Annotated in this window: 19 protein-coding genes; 14 read left to right on the top strand and 5 right to left on the bottom strand. The window is 64.4% G+C overall.

Annotation, left to right across the window (positions count from 1 at the left end; all coding sequences use genetic code 11):
• The first annotated feature begins 462 nt into the window (after positions 1 to 462).
• Positions 463 to 834, top strand: coding sequence for a DUF2794 domain-containing protein (locus IC761_RS01850; protein WP_195801620.1), 372 nt, complete (start codon positions 463 to 465; stop codon positions 832 to 834).
• Between the two features lie 109 nt (positions 835 to 943).
• Here the strand turns inward: IC761_RS01850 and IC761_RS01855 are convergent, their stop codons facing one another.
• The 5 genes from IC761_RS01855 to IC761_RS01875 form a co-directional block, all read right to left on the bottom strand.
• Positions 944 to 1,474, bottom strand: coding sequence for a GNAT family N-acetyltransferase (locus tag IC761_RS01855; protein ID WP_195801621.1), 531 nt, complete (start codon positions 1,472 to 1,474; stop codon positions 944 to 946).
• A 181-nt stretch (positions 1,475 to 1,655) separates the two neighbouring features.
• On the bottom strand, positions 1,656 to 2,777 hold the full coding sequence (locus tag IC761_RS01860) for an IS481 family transposase (RefSeq protein WP_195798467.1): 1,122 nt from the start codon (positions 2,775 to 2,777) through the stop codon (positions 1,656 to 1,658).
• Between the two features lie 185 nt (positions 2,778 to 2,962).
• Complete coding sequence (locus tag IC761_RS01865) at positions 2,963 to 3,754, bottom strand: Bax inhibitor-1/YccA family protein (protein ID WP_195801622.1); 792 nt, start codon at positions 3,752 to 3,754, stop codon at positions 2,963 to 2,965.
• A 272-nt stretch (positions 3,755 to 4,026) separates the two neighbouring features.
• The gene (locus IC761_RS01870; RefSeq protein ID WP_195801623.1) at positions 4,027 to 6,597 is read right to left on the bottom strand and encodes an ABC transporter permease; all 2,571 of its coding nucleotides are present in this window, start codon (positions 6,595 to 6,597) and stop codon (positions 4,027 to 4,029) included.
• Positions 6,594 to 7,316 (bottom strand): ABC transporter ATP-binding protein, encoded by a 723-nt coding sequence (locus IC761_RS01875; protein WP_195801624.1) that lies wholly within the window; start codon positions 7,314 to 7,316, stop codon positions 6,594 to 6,596. The genes IC761_RS01870 and IC761_RS01875 overlap by 4 nt, the downstream gene beginning before the upstream one ends.
• Positions 7,317 to 7,371: 55 nt before the next feature.
• Between IC761_RS01875 and IC761_RS01880 the strand changes: the two genes are divergently transcribed.
• The 13 genes from IC761_RS01880 to IC761_RS01940 all read left to right on the top strand — a co-directional run bounded on the left by IC761_RS01880 (position 7,372) and on the right by IC761_RS01940 (position 21,917).
• Positions 7,372 to 8,016: an arylesterase gene (locus tag IC761_RS01880; protein WP_195801625.1), complete on the top strand. Its 645-nt coding sequence runs from the start codon at positions 7,372 to 7,374 to the stop codon at positions 8,014 to 8,016.
• Positions 8,017 to 8,188: 172 nt separating this feature from the next.
• Positions 8,189 to 8,725: an RNA 2',3'-cyclic phosphodiesterase gene (thpR, locus tag IC761_RS01885; protein WP_195801626.1), complete on the top strand. Its 537-nt coding sequence runs from the start codon at positions 8,189 to 8,191 to the stop codon at positions 8,723 to 8,725.
• 109 nt (positions 8,726 to 8,834) lie between these two features.
• Positions 8,835 to 10,022: a cell division protein ZapE gene (gene zapE, locus IC761_RS01890; protein ID WP_195801627.1), complete on the top strand. Its 1,188-nt coding sequence runs from the start codon at positions 8,835 to 8,837 to the stop codon at positions 10,020 to 10,022.
• Between the two features lie 247 nt (positions 10,023 to 10,269).
• Positions 10,270 to 11,238 (top strand): malate dehydrogenase, encoded by a 969-nt coding sequence (gene mdh / locus IC761_RS01895; protein ID WP_027533317.1) that lies wholly within the window; start codon positions 10,270 to 10,272, stop codon positions 11,236 to 11,238.
• Positions 11,239 to 11,442: 204 nt separating this feature from the next.
• Entirely contained in the window at positions 11,443 to 12,639 is a 1,197-nt protein-coding gene (sucC, locus tag IC761_RS01900; protein ID WP_195801628.1) for an ADP-forming succinate--CoA ligase subunit beta, read from the top strand.
• Positions 12,640 to 12,643: 4 nt separating this feature from the next.
• Entirely contained in the window at positions 12,644 to 13,123 is a 480-nt protein-coding gene (locus IC761_RS01905; RefSeq protein WP_195801629.1) for a DUF1579 family protein, read from the top strand.
• Positions 13,124 to 13,133: 10 nt separating this feature from the next.
• Entirely contained in the window at positions 13,134 to 13,595 is a 462-nt protein-coding gene (locus tag IC761_RS01910) for a hypothetical protein (protein WP_195801630.1), read from the top strand.
• 64 nt (positions 13,596 to 13,659) lie between these two features.
• Positions 13,660 to 14,544, top strand: a complete 885-nt coding sequence (gene sucD / locus IC761_RS01915) for a succinate--CoA ligase subunit alpha (protein ID WP_195801631.1) — start codon at positions 13,660 to 13,662, stop codon at positions 14,542 to 14,544.
• Positions 14,545 to 14,680: 136 nt separating this feature from the next.
• A complete protein-coding gene (locus IC761_RS01920) occupies positions 14,681 to 17,650 on the top strand; it encodes a 2-oxoglutarate dehydrogenase E1 component (RefSeq protein WP_195801632.1) in 2,970 nt (989 codons plus the stop codon).
• Positions 17,651 to 17,835: 185 nt separating this feature from the next.
• Complete coding sequence (gene odhB, locus IC761_RS01925) at positions 17,836 to 19,083, top strand: 2-oxoglutarate dehydrogenase complex dihydrolipoyllysine-residue succinyltransferase (protein WP_195801633.1); 1,248 nt, start codon at positions 17,836 to 17,838, stop codon at positions 19,081 to 19,083.
• A 55-nt stretch (positions 19,084 to 19,138) separates the two neighbouring features.
• Positions 19,139 to 19,900 carry an SDR family oxidoreductase gene (locus IC761_RS01930; protein ID WP_195801634.1) on the top strand — a complete coding sequence of 254 codons (762 nt, stop codon included), beginning with the start codon at positions 19,139 to 19,141 and terminating at the stop codon, positions 19,898 to 19,900.
• Between the two features lie 51 nt (positions 19,901 to 19,951).
• Positions 19,952 to 21,352, top strand: coding sequence for a dihydrolipoyl dehydrogenase (gene lpdA / locus IC761_RS01935; protein WP_195801635.1), 1,401 nt, complete (start codon positions 19,952 to 19,954; stop codon positions 21,350 to 21,352).
• A gap of 34 nt (positions 21,353 to 21,386) precedes the next feature.
• Positions 21,387 to 21,917, top strand: a complete 531-nt coding sequence (locus tag IC761_RS01940; RefSeq protein WP_195801636.1) for a hypothetical protein — start codon at positions 21,387 to 21,389, stop codon at positions 21,915 to 21,917.
• Positions 21,918 to 22,031 lie beyond the last annotated feature (114 nt).

Raw genomic sequence — 22,031 nt, forward strand, 5'->3', positions numbered from 1 at the left:
GGATTCCGGGGCTCGCGCTTCGCGCCCCGGAATGACAGCGAGAGAGAAACACCCCGCCACAAACAAAAAAGGACCAACTCGCGTTGGCCCTCCTTGTTGTGCGTACAGACCCGATCCTGACGACCCCGGGGGGCTGGGGGCTGAGGAATCCGGAACCGCTAGGACCGGGTCAACGCACACACGTCTTTTCGCAATGCAGGGCGGCAGGCGCTGGGCGGAAAAGCGGCGACACTATGATTCCTGCTAACGATCCCGTGACGGTTCGTCGCGACAGAGTTCCACCGTTGCGTGTGCCCTGATGCGCGGTCGACTGGACGGGCTGAGTCGCGAACACCTTCGCGAGCCCCACAAGTGCCTCTTGCAGCGGGGAACAGTTGGCGCAATCATGCAACTGTCATGATCGGCGGTTCCGGGGACGGTCTTCGCGGACGAGGATCATGCTGTGCGATGAGGAGGCACCCCATGAGTCTGACCCCGGAGGATGCCGATCCGAGCGGGCAGCGCGCGGCGGCGCATCCCGCCGCTGCGAATGTGCAGCCGAACCGGGTGACGTTCAACCGGATCGAGCTGCACCGCATTCTCAATCTCTACGGCCGCATGGTCGCCGACGGCGAGTGGCGCGACTATGCGATCGACTTCCTGAAGGACCGCGCGGTGTTCTCGGTGTTTCGCCGTGCCTCGGAAGTGCCGATCTATCGCATCGAGAAAGACCCGCGGCTCGCGCGCAAGCAGGGCATGTACAGCGTGATCTCGGCGACCGGCCTGATCCTGCGCCGCGGCCACGAGCTCGAGCGCGTGCTGCTGGTGATCGATCGGAAGCTGGCGGTGGTGTAGCCGCACCAACGGTGCCGTAGGGTGGGCAAAGGCGCAAAGCGCCGTGCCCACCATCTCGAATCATTGCCGAGTGTGGTGGGCACGCTACGCTTTGCCCACCCTACGAGACCTACTTTGTCGGCACCGTGCTCGCGCCCTCGCCGAGATCGCGCTGCATCATCACCGTATCCAGCCAGCGGCCGAATTTCAGCCCGACACTGGGATGCGTGCCGATCATCTTGAAGCCGCCCTTGGTGTGCACGCCGATCGAGCCGGCATTGGCGGAATCGCCGATCACCGCGATCATCTGGCGGAAGCCGCGCGCTTCGCATTCGGTGATCAGCCGCTCCAGCAGCAGCAAGCCGATGCCGCGGCGGTGAAAGGGGGGATCGAGATAGATCGAGTTCTCGACCGTGAAGCGATAGGCCGGCCGCGGCCGGTAGGCGCCGGCATAGGCGTAGCCGGCGACGCGGCCATCGAGAATGGCGACGAAATAGGGATAGCCACCGTCGACCAGCGTGCGGTAGCGCCGCGTCATTTCGGTGAGGTCGGGCGGCTCCAGCTCGAACGTCGCGGTGCCCTCGCGGACGGCCTGCTGGTAGATGGCGGTGATGGCGGGGAGGTCGGCCTCAAGGGTGGGCCTGATTTCGGGCGCTGACATGGGGAGAAGATTAGAGCCTTCGCGCGGCGCCCGGAAGGGGCAACGATGCTTCCACACCCGTCATTGCGAGCAGTGAAGCAATCCAGAAATGCATCCGCGGAGGGACTCTGGATTGCTTCGCTGCTGTTCAGCCCGGGGGCATAGCTTACACCTGTTCGGGGACATGGTTGACACTTTTGGATCATCCTAAATCGATCGCCGCGATCTGGTGCGCGGCGAAGAAGATGCCGAACCTGCCGTCGGTATTGAGTGGACGGATCGCAAGCCGTTCGCCGCGGAAGGCCTGCGGAACCTTCCACAATTTGCCTTTGAAGCTGACATAGGCCTTGGTGGTGGAGACGGAACGGACGACCTCGTGCTCGTCGTATTCCACCGCGGGCAATCTGTCCGGCATTTCCCGCGAACTGGGTTGGTACCGGCTTGCCGGAACGTTGTAGTTCAAAGCCTCATGCGGCCGATCGAGATTGTAGACGGCTCGCCATTGGTCGAATGCGCGCTGCACCTCGGCAAGGTCGCGGTAGCGCCTGAAGGCAAATACCTCGGCCTTCAGCGTGCGATGGAAGCGTTCGTTCTTTCCTCGGCTCTGCGGATGATACGGCCGGCTGTGGATCACCCGGACGCCAAGCTTCAAAAGCCAGACCGTCAGCCCGGTCCAAGGGTCTTCAAGGGTGAAGCCCCAGGGGCCGCCATTGTCGACGAACATCGCATCGGGGAGGCCGTACCGGCGGAATGTCTCCCTCAGATGCCCTTGCACGGTCGAACCTCGCTCGTTGTCACAAGCAGCCAGGCACAACGAGAACCGCGAGTGATCGTCCAGCATCGTCAGCGGGTGGCAGGATACGCCGTCCTCGAGGGGGCTGTGTCCCTTGAAGTCCATCTGCCAGAGCTGATTGGGTGCCTCCTTCTCGAAGCGGATGTAGGGCTGTCCAGGTCTCCCCGCAGGTTCGCTCACGCGATCGTAGCGACGCAGGATCTCGTGCGTCGTCGATATCGCCGGCACGGCTTGCCGGTCGCGCTTTAGACGATGCAAAATCTTGCGCGCCCCCCAGGCCGGGTGGACATCGCGCAAGGCCACAATCTGCTGCTCGATCGCAGCCTCAGTACGATCCGGGCTGTGATGCGGCCGGCGCGAGCGATCGGCCAGCGTCGTATCCCCTGCATCATAGCGCTCGATCCACTTGTAACCAGTCTGGGCACTAATCCCGAACTGCCGGCACAGCTTCCGCCGGTTCACTCCTTCCTGCTTAGCAAGCATCACAAACTCGCGCCGCTGGTCCATGACAGACACCTCTCGCCACGGCATGGCTCGCCCCCTTGTTCGACGAATCCAGCCGATTTTGATGTGTCAACCATGTCCCCGAACAGGTGTAAGCTATGTCCCCGGGCTGAACACTGCGCTCGCAATGACGGTGTTTGGGGAGGCAGAATGGCCAAACAAAAACCCCGGCCTTGCGGCCGGGGTTCGTGTCCGTTCTTTCGGCTGATCGCTTAGTCGCGCTGGCCGAGGAGCTGCAACAGCAGCGTGAACAGGTTGATGAAGTTCAGGTACAGTGACAGCGCACCCGAGATCGCCGCACGCTCGGCGATGTCACCGCCGGCCGAGGCATAGCCGTAGATGTAGTCGTTCTTCAGCCGCTGGGTATCCCAGGCGGTGAGGCCCGCGAACACCAGCACGCCGACCACCGAGACGATGAACTGCAGCGCCGAGCTGGCCAGGAACAGGTTCACCAGGCTCGCGATGATGATGCCGATCAGGCCCATGAACAGGAACGAGCCCATTGCGGTCATGTCACGCTTGGTGGTGTAGCCGTAGAGGCTGAGCGCGCCGAAGGTCGCCGCGGTGATGAAGAACACCCGCACGATCGAGGTGTGCGTGTACACCAGGAAGATCGAGGACAGCGAGATGCCCATCAGCGCCGAGAACACCCAGAACAGGATCTGGGCGGTCGACGGGGCCAGACGGTTGATGCCGGCCGAGATCACGAACACCATGGCGAGCGGCGCCAGCATGAACAGATATTTCAGCGGGCTCACGAACATCGCGTAGCCGAACGGCGTCAGGAACAGCTTGCCGACGCGGACCGCTTCCGGGGTCGGAACGTCCGTCACGGCAGCCATGTAGACGCCGAGTGCGGCGAGGCCAGTGATGGCCAGCCCGATGCTCATGTAATTGTAGATGCGCAGCATGTAGGCGCGCAGACCGGCGTCGACCGTCGCGGCGTCAACACGCCCGGCGGCCCGGCCGAAAGGAGAAGCGTAATTGCGGTCTAGGTCCGACATGGTCGAATTCCCGTTGGTTGCCCGGTCCGGCATGAAGGGTCGCCATGCCGCCGGTTCGTCAAATTCTATCTCGGATACCGATCTCTGCCGACATTAATTTTGGCTAACAATCGGGGATCCGAACCCATCCGATATGTGGGAAACTAACACATTCGCTGCAACCGTCCACGCGCGGCTGAATGTCGCCCTCGGCTCACAATCCTGACGGGCGGACGTGGTTAATCGCGGGAATCGTGCGATTTGGCTCCCGCGGGGCCACCCGCTACCTTTTGTCACAAATTGCGCAACACTGTGGCGGGCTTTTTGTTCAGCGCCAGCAGCGTGCCGGCGAGCCCGAGCCCGACGGTGACGACCAGCGCAGCCGCGACCACCCCGGCCGCGCTGCCGGCCTGCCAGACGAAGCTCAGCGTCATCAGCCGCGTCACGATCATCCAGGCGGCGATGCTGCCGGCGATCACGCCGAACACCGCGGTGGCGAGCCCGATCAGGAGATATTCGAGCGCATAGGCGCCGAGCAGCCGCAGCCGCGTTGCGCCGAGCGTCTTCAGGATCACGGCGTCATAGACCCGGTGGCGATGGCCGGCGGCCAGCGCGCCGCCCAGCACCAGGATCGCCGAGATCAGGGTCACGGCGCTGGCGCCGCGGATCGCGAGCGCAAGATTGGTCACGACCGCGCCGACCGTCTCCATCACCTCGCGCACCCGCACGCTCGTCACCATCGGATAGGCATCGGCGACCTGCTTGATGATCCTGCCGTCGGCGGTGGCGTTGCCGCCGGCTTCCGTCAGCGTCGCGATATGGGTATGCGGCGCGCCCTTGAAGGCGTTCGGAGAGAACACCAGCACGAAGTTGATGCCAAGCCCCTGCCAGTCGATGGTGCGCAGATTTCCGATCTTGGCAGGGATGTCGCGGCCGAGCACGTTGACCACGACCTCGTCGCCGAGCTTCAGGGAGAGCCCGTCGGCGATCTTCTTCTCCATCGAGACCAGCGGCGGGCCGGAATAGTCGGCGCCCCACCATTCGCCCTCGACCACCTTGGAGCCCTTCGGCAGCTCGCCGGTGTAGGTCAGGCCGCGATCGCTTTGCAGAACCCATTCGGCATCGGTGGTCGGCTTGAGATCCTCGGCGCGGACGCCGCGGGCGGCGACGATGCGCCCGCGCAGCATCGGCACGTCCTCGACCTTGGCGCCAGGGGCGATCTGGCGGAGATAATCGTCGAAGGGCGCGGCCTGCGTGCTCGGAATGTCGATGAAGTAGAACGACGGCGCGTGCTCGGGGAGCGCCGCCAGAAACTGCCGGCGCAGATTGCCGTCGATCTGGGTGATGGTGACGAGCACGGCGAGGCCAAGCCCGAGCGAGAGCACCACTGAGGGCGTCAGCGCGCCGGGCCGGTGGATGTTGGCGATCGCAAGCCGCAGCATGGTGATGCGCGTGCGCGGCAGCCGCCGCGCGATCGCCATCAGCAGCGCGGCGACACCGCGGAGCACCGCGAACACGACCACCGACGAGAGCACGAACACCGCGGCGATCCGCTTGTCGAAGGAGAGCCCGATCACGACAGTGACGAGCAGGGCGACGACGACGCCCATCAAGGCGAGATAGCTCCAGCGCGGCCGGTGCCATTCGGAACTGATGATGTCGCGGAATAGTGCGGCAACCGGCACGTCGTGCACCCGCCCGAGCGGCCACAGGCCGAAGGCGAGCGCGGTCAGGAGGCCGTAGACGAAGGACAGCGCCAGCTCGTCGGCATGCACCGCGGGCACCACCGGCAGCGGCAGCAGTTTTCCGAACAGGCCGACGATCGCGAACGGCATGGCCGCGCCGAGCGCAAGGCCGATCACCGAGCCGATCGCCGCGAGCAGGATGACCTGCGCCAGATAAATTCCGAACACGTCGCGTCCGGTGGCGCCGACGGCCTTGAACGCCGCGATCACCTCCAGCCTTCGGTCGATATGGCTCTTCACGGCGTTGGCGACGCCGACGCCGCCGACCAGAAGTGCAGCGAGGCCGACCAGGGTCAGAAACTGGGTGAAGCGGCTGATATTGCGTTCGAGCTGCGGCGAGGCGTTGGAGCGGCTGCGGACCTCCCAGCCGGCCTGCGGCGCGGCATTGCGCGAATCCGCAATGAAGGCCTCGGTGGCGCGGTCGCTGTTGGCCGCATCGGGCAGCTTCACCCGATAGACCCAGCGGACCAGGCTGCCGGGCTGTATCAGGCCGGTGGCGCGCAGGCCCGCCTCGCTGACCAGGAAGCGCGGGCCGAAGCCGATGCCGCCGGCGAGCTTGTCGGGCTCGGCCTCAACGGTGGAGCGGATCTGGAAGGTCGCTGAGCCGATGGTGACGCGATCGCCGGCCTTCAGCGACAGACGCGCAAGGAGCGTTGGATCGGCGGCGGCGCCGAATGCGCCATCGCGCTCGGCGAGCAACTCGGACATCGGCAGCGGCGGCGCGAGCGTCAACTGCCCGAGCATAGGATAGGTGTCGTCGACCGCCTTCATCTCGACCAGCGCGAGCTTGCCGTCGGCCGAGCGCGCCATGCCGCGCAAGGTGGCGGCGACGGAGACGGTGCCGCGCGAGCGCAGGAAGGCGACCTCTTCCGGTTTCGCCTCGCGCTGAAACAGCACGAAGGAAACGTCGCCGCCGAGCAGCGTGCGGCCTTCGCGGGCGAGGCCGTCGCTGAGGCTCGCCGACACCGAGCCGACGCCGGCGATCGCCATCACGCCGAGCGCGATGCAGGCGATGAAGACGTAGAAGCCGCGCAGGCCCCCGCGCAGTTCGCGCAGCGCGTAGCGCAGCGAGAGCGCGGCGCCATTGGGCCGCGCGAACGGTTCGACCGCGGCGCTCATGCCGGTGCAGACTGCGTGTCGATGCGCCCGGAGCGCAGGCGGATCACGCGATCGCAGCGCTGTGCGAGCGAGGAATCGTGCGTGACCAGCACCAGCGTCATGCCGCGCTCGGCATGCTTGGTGAACAGCAGATCGACGATCTGCTTGCCGGTGGTCTCGTCGAGATTGCCGGTCGGCTCGTCGGCAACGAGAATGGCGGGATCGGGCGCCAGCGCGCGCGCAAGCGCCACGCGCTGCTGCTCGCCGCCGGAGAGTTGCGTCGGATAATGATGCAGGCGACCGCCGAGCCCGACCGATTGCAGCTCCTGCGCCGCACGCTTGGCGGCGTCGGGATTGCCGGCGAGCTCGAGCGGGACGGCGACGTTCTCCAGCGCCGTCATGGTCGGGATCAGATGGAAGGATTGGAAGACGATGCCGACCTCGCGGCCGCGGAAGCGAGCCAGCGCATCCTCGTCGAGGGCATTGAAAGGCGTGCCTGACACCACCACCTCTCCGCTATCAGGACGCTCCAGCCCCGCCATCACCATCAGCAGTGTGGATTTGCCCGAGCCTGACGGGCCGATCAGGCCGATCGTCTCCCCCGAGCCGACGCGCAGGCTGATATCCTTGAGGATGTGAACGCGTGCCGCCCCCGACCCCAATGAGAGATTGACGTTGGAGATGGCGATGGTGTCCGCGGCAGTGCCGGCGAGCGAAGAGGGATCGATGCGAGTGTCCATGGTCCGGTCATATGGCAACTCCGATAGCGCGGTCGAGAGGCGTTACGGATTGTTCATGCACATAGCCGTGTTGATGTTCGCTGTGATGACAATCGCGACAGGTGCGTCGGCACAGGCGCAGCCGGCGGCCAAGCCGATCAAGCTGGTGGTTCTCGGCGATTCCTTGAGTGCCGGCCTCGGCCTCCCGGCCCAGCAGGCGTTCCCCACAAAGCTCCAAAAAGCATTGCAGGCCAAAGGCATAGAGGTCGATATGACCAACGCCGGGGTGTCCGGTGATACCTCGTCCGGCGGCCGTGACCGGCTCGACTGGTCGGTCCCGGAGGGAACCGAGGGCGTCATCGTCGAGCTCGGTGCCAACGACGCGCTGCGCGGCATCGATCCCGGCTTGACGCGCACGGCGCTGACCGACATCGTCGGGCGTCTGAAGGCGCGCAAGATCGCCGTGATGCTGTGTGGCATGCTGGCGCCGCCGAATTACGGCGCCGACTATGCCGCGCGCTTCAATTCGATTTATCCGGATCTGGCGAAACAATTCGATGTGCCGCTCTATCCGTTCTTCCTCGACGGCGTCGCGGCCGATGCCAAGCTCAACCAGGCCGACGGCATTCATCCGACCGCAGAAGGCGTCGACATCGTCGTCAACAACATGCTGCCCACGGTGGAGGCATTCTTGCGCACGATCGGCGAGCAACGCCGTTGAAAAGCAGGCAATGCTAACCCTAACACCCGGTGTTTTCCCGGTGTAGCCTTGGGTACGCTTCGCAGAGTCACACAACTGCGATAGGAATCAGGTTACCGGTGATTCGTCGCCGGCTCTAATTTGGATATGGTCCTGCTCAGGGACTGTACCCAAGCATCGGGAGTGCGAAACGATGCCGCGTTTGTTTACGGGTCTGGAAATTCCGGCCGAGATCGGCCAGTCGCTTTCCAACTTGCGGGGTGGCCTTCCCGGCGCCCGATGGATCGATCCCGAAAATTACCACGTCACCTTGCGCTTCATCGGCGATATCGACGGCGTCTCCGCCAACGAGATCGCCTCGATGCTGTTTCGCGTCGACCGCAAGCCGTTCGAGGTGAAGGTGCAGGGGCTGACGAGCTTCGGCGGCCGCAAGCCGCGCGCGGTGGTCGCCACCATCGCACCGAGCAAGCCGCTGATGGACTTGCAGGCCGAGCTCGAACGCATGATGCAGCGGATCGGCCTCAACCCTGAAGGCCGCAAGTTCATCCCGCACGTCACACTGGCCCGGCTGCACGACGCGACCGACCGCGACGTCGCCGACTATCTCTCGCTGCGCGGCTACTTCCCGAGCAAGGCCTTCATGGCGGAGCGGTTCGTCCTGTTCTCGTCGCGAGCCTCGACCGGCGGCGGCCCGTATGTGGTCGAAGACGCCTACGAGCTGTGTGAGTGATTTTCACTCCTCCCTCTCCCCGCAAGAGCGGGGAGAGGGAGAAAAGCGCATAGCGCCCCGCACCAATTCACGGCTTGCAATTTCCGCCGGTCTCTGGCGGTAAAGAGCCATGCTCTCGACCCCCAATTCCTCATTCCACGAAGCGTATCAGGCCCAGATCGCGTCCGGCGCGATCGAGCCCGATGCTGCGCAGGCCGAGGTCGCCGAGGCTTATGCGGCGCTCGACCAGCGGCTCGCCAACTACAAGCCGCACCGCAAGCAGGGCCTGCTCAGCCGCCTGTTCAGCAACGGCGACAAAGACGAGGCGCCGCGCGGGCTCTACATCCATGGCGAGGTCGGCCGCGGCAAGACCATGCTGATGGATCTGTTCTTCCAGCACTCGACCGTCGAGCACAAGCGCCGTGCGCATTTCCACGAATTCATGGCCGATGTGCATGAGCGCATCTACGACTATCGCCAGAGCATCGCGCGCGGCGAGGTCGCCGATGGCGACGTCATCGCGCTGACCGCGCATGCGATCTTCGAGGAGAGCTGGCTGCTCTGCTTCGACGAATTCCACGTCACCGACATCGCCGACGCCATGATCCTCGGCCGCTTGTTCGCAAAGTTGTTCGAGCTCGGCACCGTGGTGGTCGCAACCTCCAATGTCGCGCCTGACGATCTCTACAAGGGCGGCTTGAACCGTTCGCTGTTCCTGCCCTTCATCAAGCAGATCACCGACCACATGGACGTGGCGCGGCTCGATGCGCGCACCGACTTCCGGCTGGAAAAGCTTCAGGGCGTGCCGATGTGGCTGACGCCGGCGGATGGGGATGCGGCCGCGGCACTTGACCGCGCCTGGTCGAAGATGACCGGCGGCGCCAAATGCAAGTCGCGCGATATTTCGATCAAGGGCCGCATCCTGCACGTGCCGTGCTCGGCCCATGGCGTGGCCCGGTTTGCCTTCGCCGATCTCTGCGAGAAGCCGTTAGGTGCATCCGACTACCTCAGGCTCGCGCACGACTATCACACCATCCTGGTCGACCATATTCCAGTGATGGACCTCTCCCAGCGCAACGCCGCCAAGCGCTTCATCACGCTGATCGACACGCTCTATGACAATGCCGTGAAGCTGATGGCCTCGGCCGATGCCAACCCGATCTCGCTCTACCTCGCCCACGAGGGCAACGAGGCCATGGAGTTCAAGCGGACCTCGTCGCGCCTGATCGAAATGAGCTCGGAATCCTATCTGGCGCTGGCGCACGGCCGCAAGGATTCCACCGCCAGCGGCTCCACCAAGGGTCTGGTGGAGACTTAAGTCCTATCTGCCAGCGCTGTCATTCCGGGGCGTCGCGAAGCGACGAGCCCGGAATCCATTCATCAGCGTGCGCTGCCGCCCGATGGATTCCGGGCTCGCGACTTTCGTCGCGCCCCGGAATCACGGGAGTGCGCTTGAATGCGCGCCAAGCCCGACAATTGAGCATCCACCGACTTGAACGGGGGAAGCGAAAGGGATAACCACCCAATCAGTTTCCCCTCCTTACGTGGCTAAAGGACAGGTTCACATGGCGCGCGACAAGATTGCTTTGATTGGCTCCGGCCAGATCGGCGGAACGCTGGCTCATCTCATCGGCCTGAAAGAACTGGGCGACGTCGTGATGTTCGACATCGCCGAGGGCGTGCCGCAGGGCAAGGCGCTCGACATTGCGCAGTCCTCGCCGGTCGACGGCTTCGACGCCCACTACACCGGCGCCAATTCCTACGAGGCGCTGGACAACGCCAAGGTCTGCATCGTCACTGCCGGCGTGCCGCGCAAGCCCGGCATGAGCCGCGACGACCTCCTCTCCATCAACCTCAAGGTCATGGAGCAGGTCGGTGCCGGCATCAAGAAGTACGCTCCCGACGCCTTCGTCATCTGCATCACCAACCCGCTCGACGCCATGGTCTGGGCGCTCCAGAAGGCCTCCGGCCTGCCGCACAAGAAGGTGGTCGGCATGGCCGGCGTGCTGGACTCCTCGCGCTTCCGCTACTTCCTCGCCGACGAGTTCAACGTCTCGGTCGAAGACGTCACCGCCTTCGTGCTCGGCGGCCATGGTGACACCATGGTGCCGCTGGTGAAGTACTCCACCGTCGCCGGCATTCCGCTGCCCGACCTCGTCAAGATGGGCTGGACCTCGCAGGCGCGCCTCGACGAGATCGTCGACCGTACCCGCAACGGCGGCGCCGAGATCGTCAATCTGCTCAAGACCGGCTCGGCCTTCTATGCGCCGGCGGCCTCCGCGATCGCGATGGCCGAGAGCTATCTGCGCGACAAGAAGCGTGTGCTGGCCTCGGCCGCGTACCTCAACGGTGAATACGGCGTGAAGGACATGTATGTCGGCGTCCCCGTCGTGATCGGCTCCAAGGGTGTCGAGCGCGTCGTCGAGATCGAGCTCGCCGGCAAGGACCGTGAGGCCTTCGACAAATCGGTCGGCGCAGTCCAGGGCCTGGTCGACGCCTGCAAGAAGATCGCCCCCGATCTTCTCGGCCGCTAAGCGCAACAATCCCCGCCGAAGATCGAAACCCGGTCTTCGGCGGTTTCATTTCCGGGACCCGCGTCGGGCGGGTTCCGGATCCGGTAGTCCAGAGATCTCGATGTCAAAGAATCCGGGTTGCAGTTCCTGTGGTATATGGTATGCCAGCCACAAGACTGAGGTGGGCCCCAGAGGTCACCGCCCGCGGGTTCAGGGAGCGACCATATGAATATCCATGAATATCAGGCCAAAGCGCTGCTGAACGAGTTCGGCGTGGCGATCTCGAAGGGCGTTCCGGTCCTGAAGGCCGCCGACGCGGACGCTGCCGCCAAGGCGCTGCCCGGCCCGGTCTGGGTGGTGAAGAGCCAGATCCATGCCGGCGGCCGCGGCAAGGGCAAGTTCAAGGAGGCCTCGGCCGGCGACAAGGGCGGCGTCCGCATCGCCAAGTCGGCCGCCGAAGTCTCCGAATTCGCCAAGCAGATGCTCGGCGCCACGCTGGTGACGATCCAGACCGGCCCCGCCGGCAAGCAGGTCAACCGCCTCTACATCGAGGACGGCTCCGACATCGACAAGGAATTCTATCTCTCGATCCTGGTCGACCGCGAGACCTCGCGCGTCTCGTTCGTCGTCTCGACCGAAGGCGGCGTCAACATCGAGGACGTCGCGCACAACAGCCCTGAGAAGATCGTGACCTTCTCGGTCGATCCCGCCACCGGCATCATGGGCCATCACGGCCGCACCGTCGCCAATGCGCTCAAGCTCACCGGTGATCTCGCCAAGCAGGCGGAAAAGCTTACCGCGCAGCTCTACGCGGCCTTCGTCGCCAAGGACATGTCGATGCTGGAGATCAACCCGCTGGTCGTGACCAAGCAGGGCCAGCTCCGCGTGCTCGACGCCAAGGTGTCGTTCGACGACAACGCGCTGTTCCGTCATCCTGAGGTGCTCGCCCTGCGCGACGAGACCGAGGAAGACGCCAAGGAAATCGAGGCGTCCAAGTACGACCTCAACTACGTCACCCTCGACGGCAATATCGGCTGCATGGTCAACGGCGCTGGCCTCGCCATGGCGACGATGGACATCATCAAGCTCTACGGCATGGCGCCGGCGAACTTCCTCGACGTTGGCGGCAGCGCCAGCAAGGAGAAGGTCACGGCCGCCTTCAAGATCATCACCGCCGATCCCAACGTGAAGGGCATCCTGGTCAACATCTTCGGTGGTATCATGAAGTGCGACGTCATCGCCGAAGGCGTCACGGCGGCGGTGCGCGAAGCGGGTCTCAACGTGCCGCTGGTGGTTCGCCTCGAAGGCACCAATGTCGAGCTCGGCAAGAAGATCATCCGCGAATCCGGTCTGAACGTGGTGCCGGCCGACAATCTCGATGACGCCGCGCAGAAGATCGTGAAGGCCGTCAAGGGAGGCTAAGGCCATGACCCAGGACCATCTCGCCGCATCGTCTCCGCTTGCAGAGCACGCGCGCCTCGCCGCGTTCGCCGGCGAATGGAATGGCGAAGAGATGGTCTTTCCGTCGCGCTGGACCAGCGGCGGGCCGGCCACCTCGCACACCGTCGCGCGCATGGATCTCAACGGATTCTATCTGATCCAGGACAGTGTCCAGATGCGCGACGGCAAGCCGATCTTCGCCACCCACGGCCTCTTCACTTACGATCGTGAGGACCGGACCTACAAATTGTTCTGGTACGATTCGCTCGGCTACACGCCGCCCTCGCCCGCCTCCGGCGGCTGGGTCGGCAAGACCCTGACGCTGGTGCGCGGCTCGCTCCGCGGCAATGCGCGCCACGTCTACGAGATCATCGACGACAATTCCTACGCGTTGAAGATCCAGTTCTCGCCGGACGCGGAAGGCTGGGCCGACGTGCTCACCGGCGTCTACCGCCGCATCCATTAGGGCAAGATCCATGGGTGCACATCCATACTGGTATTTCGTTCCGTATGAGGCTGACTTCGACGCGGCATTGCAGAAGTTGCGGCTGCGCGAGTTTCAAGCCGGACGTTACAATCCGGTGACGCCGTTTCAGACCTTCCCGATCGATTTGTCCGCTCCTGCCCCAGGTGCGAAGCACGCTTCGATCGAGCAGGTCATGGAGCAGGCCGACGAAGCCGGTACCCGATCGATCCTCGATATCGCGCAAGTCGCGCCGGCGCCTTTCGATGAAAGCGGAATGCCATTTTTTACGGCCTTTCCGCTGGATCCGTCGGGCATGGAAGAGCTGTTCGGAACGTCGAAGCCGACGCGTGAACAGGTCCAGATCAATCAGCGAATGTGGGACCGCATCGAGCGCGGATCGGCGGTCTACACAGTCATTTTCGATAGGGGTGAGCCGCATGAGATCTTTTTCGGCGGCTATTCCTTCGATTGAACAGCCACTTTGAACAGCCGTCATCCGGCCAGGTAACGAATATCCACGAAAGCAGGCTCGCCTCATGTCCATCCTGATCGACAAGAATACCAAGGTCATCTGCCAGGGCTTCACCGGCAAGAACGGCACCTTCCACTCCGAGGCCGCGATTGCCTATGGCACCAAGATGGTCGGCGGCACCTCGCCGGGCAAAGGCGGCGCGACCCATCTGGGCCTGCCGGTGTTCGACACGGTGCAGGAAGCGCGGCAGAAGACCGGTGCGGATGCCTCGGTGATCTACGTACCGCCGCCGGGCGCGGCCGACGCGATCTGCGAAGCCATCGATGCCGAGGTCCCGCTGATCGTCTGCATCACCGAGGGCATTCCGGTCATCGACATGGTGCGGGTGAAGCGTTCGCTTGCCGGCTCCAAGTCGCGCCTGATCGGGCCGAACTGCCCGGGCGTCATGACCGCCGGCGAATGCAAGATCGGCATCATGCCGGCCAACATCTTCAAGACCGGCTCCGTCGGCATCGTCTCCCGCTCCGGCACGCTCACTTACGAAGCCGTGTTCCAGACCTCCCAGGAAGGTCTCGGCCAGACCACCGCAGTCGGCATCGGCGGCGACCCGGTCAAGGGCACCGAGTTCATCGACGTGCTGGAAATGCTGCTCGCCGACCCCAAGACCGAGTCGATCATCATGATCGGCGAGATCGGCGGTTCCGCCGAGGAGGACGCCGCCCAGTTCCTTAAGGACGAGGCCAAGCGCGGCCGCCAGAAGCCGATGGTCGGTTTCATCGCCGGCGTGACCGCACCTCCCGGCCGCCGCATGGGTCATGCCGGCGCGATCATCTCGGGCGGCAAGGGCGACGCCGGTTCCAAGACCGAAGCGATGAAATCGGCTGGAATTACCGTGTCTCCGTCGCCTGCCCGCCTCGGGCACACGCTTGCCGAAAAGTTGAAAGGCTAATTCACTCCTTCGTGCTTTTCCGGGCGAAGTTTCGCAGCAAATAGGGTAAATGGTGCCTGTCGCGTCGAGCCCTGCCGGGGAGCTCGGCGCCAGCGCCGTTTGTTATGCGCGAACCGAAATCGCCAGGAACTCAAGTATGTCTCGCCAGGACGCGAACGCAGCCTTTGCCCTCTCATCGTTTCTCCAGGGCACCAACGCCACCTACATCGACGAAATCTACGCCCGTTACGAGAAGGATCCGTCCTCGGTCGATGCCGAGTGGCAGGAGTTCTTCAAGAGCCTGAAGGACCAGCCGGACGACGTCCGCAGGAACGCCGAAGGCCCGTCCTGGGAGCGCGCCAACTGGCCGCTGACCCCGCAGGACGACCTGACCTCGGCCCTCGACGGTAACTGGGCGGAAGTCGAGAAGGCGGTCGGCAGCAAGATCGCCGCTCGGGCGCAGCAAGCCAAAGCCGACAAGGGCGCCGACTTCTCTTCCGCCGACCTGCTCCAGGCCACGCGCGACTCGGTTCGCGCGCTGATGCTGATCCGCTCCTACCGCATGCGAGGCCACTTCCACGCCAAGCTCGATCCGCTCGGCATCGAAGCCCCGCGCAACCGCGAAGAGCTCGACCCTCGCACCTACGGCTTCAGCGAAGCCGATTTCGACCGCAAGATCTTCCTCGATCACGTGCTCGGCCTCGAATACGCCAGCCTGCGCGAAATCACGGCGATCTGCGAGCGCACCTACTGCCAGACCCTCGGCGTCGAGTTCATGCACATCTCGAATGCCGCGCAGAAGGCCTGGATCCAGGAGCGTATCGAGGGGCCGGACAAGGAGATCTCGTTCACCCGCGAAGGCCGCCGCGCCATCCTCAACAAGCTGATCGAAGCCGAGGGTTTTGAGAAGTTCTGCGACGTCAAGTTCACCGGCACCAAGCGCTTCGGCCTCGACGGCGGTGAATCGCTGATCCCCGCGCTGGAGCAGATCATCAAGCGCGGCGGCAATCTCGGCGTGAAGGAAGTCGTGGTCGGCATGCCGCATCGCGGCCGCCTCAACGTGCTGACCCAGGTGATGGGCAAGCCGCACCGCGCGCTGTTCCATGAGTTCAAGGGCGGCTCGGCCAATCCCGACGCGGTCGAAGGCTCGGGCGACGTCAAGTACCATCTCGGCGCGTCGTCCGACCGTGAGTTCGACGGTAACCGCATCCATCTGTCGCTGACCGCCAACCCCTCGCATCTCGAGATCGTGGATCCCGTCGTGCTCGGCAAGGTCCGCGCCAAGCAGGACCAGCACGGCGATCCGCCGGACCAGCGCATCTCGGTGATGCCGCTGCTGATGCATGGCGACGCTGCGTTCGCCGGCCAGGGCGTGGTCGCGGAGTGCTTCGGTCTCTCCGACCTGAAGGGCTACCGTACCGGCGGCTCCGTCCACTTCATCGTCAACAACCAGATCGGCTTCACCACCTATCCGCGTTATTCCCGTTCTTCGCCTTACCCGTCGGACGTGGCGAAGATGATCGACGCGCCGATCTTCCATGTGAACGGCGACGATCCGGAGGCCGTGGTGTTCGCGGCCAAGGTCGCGACCGAATTCCGGCAGAAATTCCACAAGCCCGTCGTCATCGACATGTTCTGCTACCGCAGGCATGGCCATAACGAGGGCGACGAGCCGGCTTTCACCCAGCCGGTGATGTACAAGAAGATCGCGGCTCATCCGTCGACGCTGGAGCTCTACGCCCGCCGCCTGATCAGCGAAGGCGTGATGACCGAGGGCGAGGTCGACAAGGCCAAGGCCGACTGGCGCGCGCGGCTCGACGCCGAGTTCGAGGCCGGCACCTCCTACAAGCCGAACAAGGCCGACTGGCTCGACGGCAAGTGGGCGGGCTTCAAGATCGCCGATCAGGAAGAGGATGCGCGCCGCGGCGTCACCGGCGTCGATGTCACCGAGCTGAAGGAGATCGGCCGCAAGATCACCAAGGTGCCGGACGGTTTCCGGGTCCACCGCACCATCCAGCGCTTTCTGGAGAATCGCGCGAAGGCGATCGACACCGGTGCGGGTATCGACTGGGCGACCGGCGAGGCGCTGGCGTTCTGCTCGCTGCTTGCGGAAAACCATCACGTCCGCCTGTCCGGACAGGATTCGGAACGCGGCACCTTCTCGCAGCGCCACTCGGTCCTGATCGACCAGGAAGACGAGAGCCGCTACACGCCGTACAACCATCTCGGCAACGAGCAGGGCCATTACGAGGTCATCAACTCGCTGCTGTCGGAAGAGGCCGTGCTCGGCTTCGAATACGGCTATTCGCTCGCCGAGCCGAACACGCTGACGCTGTGGGAAGCCCAGTTCGGCGACTTCGCCAACGGCGCGCAGGTCGTGTTCGACCAGTTCATCTCCTCGGGCGAACGCAAATGGCTGCGCATGTCCGGCCTCGTCTGCCTCTTGCCGCACGGCTATGAAGGCCAGGGACCGGAGCACTCCTCGGCGCGTCTCGAGCGTTATCTGCAGATGTGCGCCGAAGACAACATACAGGTGGTCTATCCGACCACGCCCGCGAACTACTTCCACGTGCTGCGCCGCCAGCTTCATCGCGAAATCCGCAAGCCGCTGATCCTGATGACGCCGAAGTCGCTGCTGCGTCACAAGCGGGCGGTGTCGCGTCTCGAGGAGCTCGCCAAGGGAACGACGTTCCACCGCATCCTCTATGATGACGCCCAGATGCTGCCGAACGAGCCGGTCAAGCTCGTTCCGGACGAGAAGATCCGCCGCATCGTGCTCTGCTCCGGCAAGGTCTATTACGACCTCTACGAGGAGCGCGAGAAGCGCGGCATCGACGACATCTACCTGATGCGCGTCGAGCAACTCTATCCGGTGCCGCTGAAGGCGCTGGTGGCCGAGTTGTCGCGCTTCAAGAAGGCCGAAGTGATCTGGTGCCAGGAAGAGCCGCGCAACATGGGCTCCTGGCACTTCATCGAGCCCTATCTGGAATGGGTGCTGAACCAGGTGAACGGCGTGAGCCGGCGTCCGCGTTATGTCGGCCGCGCCGCTTCCGCCGCGACCGCTACTGGTCTGATGTCCAAGCATCAGGCGCAGCTGAAGGCCTTCCTGGACGAAGCATTGAGCTGAACTCTTCGAACTGCGTCATGCTCCGCTCCCAGTGCGCCCTTGCGCACAAGGGCGGGGCATCCAGCAAGACGTGACGTCCGTCGTGAATGCGAACGTCCCGGCTTGCTGGATGGCCTGTTTTTCTCAGGGCTCATGACACCCGAAATTTCCCGACCGCTATTGGCGATCTCCTTAAGGAAAAGACCATGACTGAAATTCGTGTGCCGACGCTCGGCGAATCCGTCACCGAGGCCACCATCGGCCGCTGGTTCAAGAAGGCCGGCGATGCCGTCGCCGTCGACGAGCCCTTGGTGGAGCTCGAGACCGACAAGGTCACCATCGAAGTGCCGGCGCCCTCGGCCGGGACGCTGAGCGAGATCATCGCCGCCGACGGCGCCACCGTTGCGGTCGGCGCGCTGCTCGGCCAGATCACCGACGGTGCCGGCGCTGCGAAGCCGGCGGCTGCGCCCGCCAAGCCCGCTGCCGCTGCGGCTGCTCCTGTCGCCGCGGCTCCGGCTGCCGCTGCCGCCGCGCCGAAGGCCCCGCCGGCCGACACGCCGCTCGCTCCGTCCGTGCGCAAGCTGTCCGCCGAGACCGGCATCGACGCCTCGACCGTTCCGGGCTCCGGCAAGGACGGCCGCGTCACCAAGGGCGACATGCTTGCCGCGATCGAGCGTGCGGCCTCCGCGCCGACCCCGGTCAACCAGCCCGCCGCCGCCGTGCAGGTGCGCGCGCCGTCGCCGGCCGATGACGCCGCCCGCGAAGAGCGCGTCAAGATGACCCGGCTGCGCCAGACCATCGCACGCCGCCTCAAGGACGTGCAGAACACGGCTGCGATGCTCACGACCTTCAACGAGGTCGACATGACCAACGTCATGGCGCTGCGCGCGCACTACAAGGACGCGTTCGAGAAGAAGCACGGCTCCAAGCTCGGCTTCATGGGCTTCTTCACCAAGGCCGTCGTGCAGGGTCTGAAGGACATCCCGGCCGTCAACGCCGAGATCGACGGCACCGATCTGATCTACAAGAACTACTACCACATCGGCGTCGCCGTCGGCACCGACAAGGGCCTCGTCGTGCCGGTGGTGCGCGACTGCGACCATAAGTCGATCGCCGATATCGAGAAGGGCATCGCCGATTTCGGCCGCCGCGCCCGTGACGGCCAGCTCAAGATCGACGAGATGCAGGGCGGCACCTTCACCATCACCAATGGCGGCATCTACGGCTCGCTGATGTCGACCCCGATCCTGAACGCGCCGCAGTCCGGCATTCTGGGCATGCACAAGATCCAGGAGCGGCCGATGGTCGTCGGCGGCAAGATCGAGGTCCGCCCGATGATGTATCTGGCGCTGTCCTACGATCACCGCGTCATCGACGGCAAGGAAGCCGTGACCTTCCTGGTTCGCGTCAAGGAGAGCCTGGAAGATCCGGCGCGCCTGGTGCTGGACCTCTGATCGCTGATGCCTTGAAAACGCCGTCGCCTGCATGGGCGGCGGCTTTTGTCGAAAGATGGAGACGAACGTGACGGACAAAGTCGTCGTCATCACCGGCGGCAGCCGCGGCATTGGTCGTGCGACCGCGCTTGCCGCGGCCGAGCGCGGCTTCCGCGTCGTGGTCGGCTATGCCAGCAACAAGACGGCGGCCGACGAGGTCGTCGCCGGGATCGGCGCGAGCAACGGCAAGGCCATTGCGGTGAAATGCGATGTCGCCGAGGAAAGCGACATCATCAACCTGTTCCAGCAGGCGGACACGTTCGGCACCCTCGCCGCCCTCGTCAACAATGGCGGCATCGTCGGCCAAAGCGGCGTGCGCGTGGACGAGATGTCGGCCGAGCGCATCCAGCGCGTGATGGCGGTGAACGTCACCGGCTCGATCCTCTGCGCGCGCGAGGCGGTGAAGCGGATGTCGACCAGGCATGGCGGGAAGGGCGGCGTCATCGTCAATCTGTCATCGGTTGCTGCCAAGCTCGGCGCGCCCAACACGTATGTCGACTATGCGGCGTCGAAGGGCGCGATCGATTCCTTCACCATCGGCCTCGGCTATGAGGTCGCGGCCGAAGGCATCCGCGTCGCCGCGATCCGGCCCGGCCTGATCGACACCGAGATCCACGCCTCAGGCGGCGAGCCCGATCGGCATCATCGTCTGGCCCATATGGTGCCGATGAAACGCGTCGGCACCGCGGATGAAATCGCCAATGCCATCGTCTGGCTGATGTCGGACGATGCCTCCTACGTCACTTCAGCCATTCTCGATGTGTCCGGCGGACGCTGACGCGCCGCGCGGACACATCCTCATCACGCTAAACTCACGGGACTTTCTCTCATGGCTACCTACGATCTCGTCGTCATCGGCACCGGACCGGGCGGTTATGTCTGCGCGGTGCGCGCCAGCCAGCTCGGCATGAAAGTCGCCGTGGTTGAAAAGAACGCAACCCTCGGCGGCACCTGTCTCAATGTCGGCTGCATGCCGTCGAAGGCGCTGCTGCACGCCTCCGAAATGTTCGAGGAAGCCGCGCATTCCTTCGCCAAGATGGGCGTCAGCGTCTCTGCGCCGAAGCTCGAATTGCCGGCGATGATGAACTTCAAGCAGCAGGGCATCGACGGCAACGTCAAGGGCGTCGAGTTCCTGATGAAGAAGAACAAGGTTGACGTGCTCAAGGGCACCGGCAAGATCCTCGGCACCGGCAAGGTCGAAGTCTCCGCCGACGGCAAGTCGCAGGTCATCGAGACCAAGAACGTCGTGATTGCCACCGGCTCGGACATCGCGCGTCTCAGGGGCATCGAGATCGACGAGAAGCGCATCGTGTCCTCGACCGGCGCGCTGTCGCTGGACAAGGTCCCCGGCAAGCTGCTGATCGTCGGCGCCGGCGTGATCGGCCTCGAGCTCGGCTCGGTGTGGAAGCGGCTCGGTGCCGACGTCGTCGTCGTCGAATTTTTGGATCGTATCCTGCCCGGCATGGACGGCGAAATTGCAAAACAATTCCAGCGCATCCTCGAGAAGCAGGGCTTTGCGTTCAAGCTCGGGGCCAAGGTCACTGCGGTCGACACGTCAGGCAAGACGCTGAAGGCGACCATCGAGCCCGCCGCCGGCGGCGCCGCCGAGACGCTGGAAGCCGACGTCGTGCTCGTCTGCATCGGCCGCGTGCCCTACACCGATGGCCTCGGGCTGAAGGAAGCCGGCGTTGCGCTCGATCCGCGCGGTCGCGTGCAGATCGATCCGCATTTCGCCACCAGCCTGAAGGGCGTCTACGCCATCGGCGACGTCGTCGCCGGCCCGATGCTCGCGCACAAGGCCGAGGATGAAGGCGTGGCCGTTGCGGAGATCATCGCCGGGCAGGCCGGCCATGTGAACTACGATGTTATCCCAGGCGTCGTGTATTCCACCCCGGAAGTGTCCTCGGTCGGCAAGACCGAGGAAGAGCTGAAGCAGGCCGGTGTCGCTTATACCGTCGGGAAGTTTCCCTTTACCGCCAACGGCCGCTCCAAGGTCAATCAGACCACTGACGGCTTTGTGAAGATTCTCGCAGATGCGAAGACCGATCGCGTGCTCGGCGTGCACATTATCGGCATCGAAGCCGGCGAAATGATCCATGAAGCCTGCGTCTTGATGGAATTTGGCGGCAGCGCGGAAGATCTCGCCCGCACGTGCCATGCGCATCCGACCCGGTCTGAGGCCATCAAGGAAGCCGCGCTTGCAGTCGGCAAGCGGGCCATCCATATGTAGGCAACGCCCAGAGCCGAATCGGGCGGGACATCACATGCTGCGCCGCCTTCTTCAACCGGTCTGGGTCCTGCTGGCGATCATCTTCCTGATCGAAGCCTGGCTGTGGGACCATCTCGAACCGATCGTCGCGCGGGTTGTCGCACTGATCCCGCTCGCCCGCCTGAAGCAATGGCTGGCCGATCGTGTCGATGCGCTGTCGCCGGCGATGACGCTGATCGTGTTCGCCGTTCCGATCCTGCCGTTGTTTCCGCTCAAGCTGATCGGCCTGTGGCTGCTCACCCACGAATACTGGCTGACCGGCGTATCCACGTTCCTGTTCGCGAAACTGCTCGGCGTCGGCGTCACCGCCTTCCTGTTCGACGTCACGCGCGACAAGCTCTTGGAGATGCACTGGTTCGAGCGGATCTACGAGCTGGTCTTGAGGTTGCGCGCCAGGGCCACCGAGCTCGTCGACCCGATCAAGCAGCGCATCAAGGAGTTCATCAGCGGTAACGGCGAAGGCTGGTCCGCCCGCACGCTCCGCCTGATCCAGCGTTTTCGTAAGAGCGTGCACGAGGCGCGCTGAGCCGCCAAACTCTCAGGCGTCGTCCCGGCGAAGGCCCGGACCCATAACCCCAGGGAGAAGTTTGGCGAAGACTCGGAGTTAGGTACTCCTGCCTACTGCAATCGACAGATCACG

Source organism: Bradyrhizobium commune, from assembly GCF_015624505.1.
In the GTDB taxonomy this organism is placed as follows: domain Bacteria; phylum Pseudomonadota; class Alphaproteobacteria; order Rhizobiales; family Xanthobacteraceae; genus Bradyrhizobium; species Bradyrhizobium commune.

Coding starts and splice junctions, on each gene's coding strand:
- IC761_RS01905 (WP_195801629.1), top strand. CDS start 12,644: ATGACCCAGGACCATCTCGCCGCATCGTCTCCGCTTGCAGAGCACGCG.
- IC761_RS01920 (WP_195801632.1), top strand. CDS start 14,681: ATGTCTCGCCAGGACGCGAACGCAGCCTTTGCCCTCTCATCGTTTCTC.
- IC761_RS01930 (WP_195801634.1), top strand. CDS start 19,139: ATGGAGACGAACGTGACGGACAAAGTCGTCGTCATCACCGGCGGCAGC.
- sucC (WP_195801628.1), top strand. CDS start 11,443: ATGAATATCCATGAATATCAGGCCAAAGCGCTGCTGAACGAGTTCGGC.
- IC761_RS01865 (WP_195801622.1), bottom strand. CDS start 3,754: ATGTCGGACCTAGACCGCAATTACGCTTCTCCTTTCGGCCGGGCCGCC.
- sucD (WP_195801631.1), top strand. CDS start 13,660: ATGTCCATCCTGATCGACAAGAATACCAAGGTCATCTGCCAGGGCTTC.
- IC761_RS01875 (WP_195801624.1), bottom strand. CDS start 7,316: ATGGACACTCGCATCGATCCCTCTTCGCTCGCCGGCACTGCCGCGGAC.
- IC761_RS01940 (WP_195801636.1), top strand. CDS start 21,387: ATGCTGCGCCGCCTTCTTCAACCGGTCTGGGTCCTGCTGGCGATCATC.
- mdh (WP_027533317.1), top strand. CDS start 10,270: ATGGCGCGCGACAAGATTGCTTTGATTGGCTCCGGCCAGATCGGCGGA.
- IC761_RS01870 (WP_195801623.1), bottom strand. CDS start 6,597: ATGAGCGCCGCGGTCGAACCGTTCGCGCGGCCCAATGGCGCCGCGCTC.
- IC761_RS01860 (WP_195798467.1), bottom strand. CDS start 2,777: ATGCCGTGGCGAGAGGTGTCTGTCATGGACCAGCGGCGCGAGTTTGTG.
- thpR (WP_195801626.1), top strand. CDS start 8,189: ATGCCGCGTTTGTTTACGGGTCTGGAAATTCCGGCCGAGATCGGCCAG.
- zapE (WP_195801627.1), top strand. CDS start 8,835: ATGCTCTCGACCCCCAATTCCTCATTCCACGAAGCGTATCAGGCCCAG.
- IC761_RS01910 (WP_195801630.1), top strand. CDS start 13,134: ATGGGTGCACATCCATACTGGTATTTCGTTCCGTATGAGGCTGACTTC.
- IC761_RS01850 (WP_195801620.1), top strand. CDS start 463: ATGAGTCTGACCCCGGAGGATGCCGATCCGAGCGGGCAGCGCGCGGCG.
- IC761_RS01855 (WP_195801621.1), bottom strand. CDS start 1,474: ATGTCAGCGCCCGAAATCAGGCCCACCCTTGAGGCCGACCTCCCCGCC.
- odhB (WP_195801633.1), top strand. CDS start 17,836: ATGACTGAAATTCGTGTGCCGACGCTCGGCGAATCCGTCACCGAGGCC.
- IC761_RS01880 (WP_195801625.1), top strand. CDS start 7,372: ATGCACATAGCCGTGTTGATGTTCGCTGTGATGACAATCGCGACAGGT.
- lpdA (WP_195801635.1), top strand. CDS start 19,952: ATGGCTACCTACGATCTCGTCGTCATCGGCACCGGACCGGGCGGTTAT.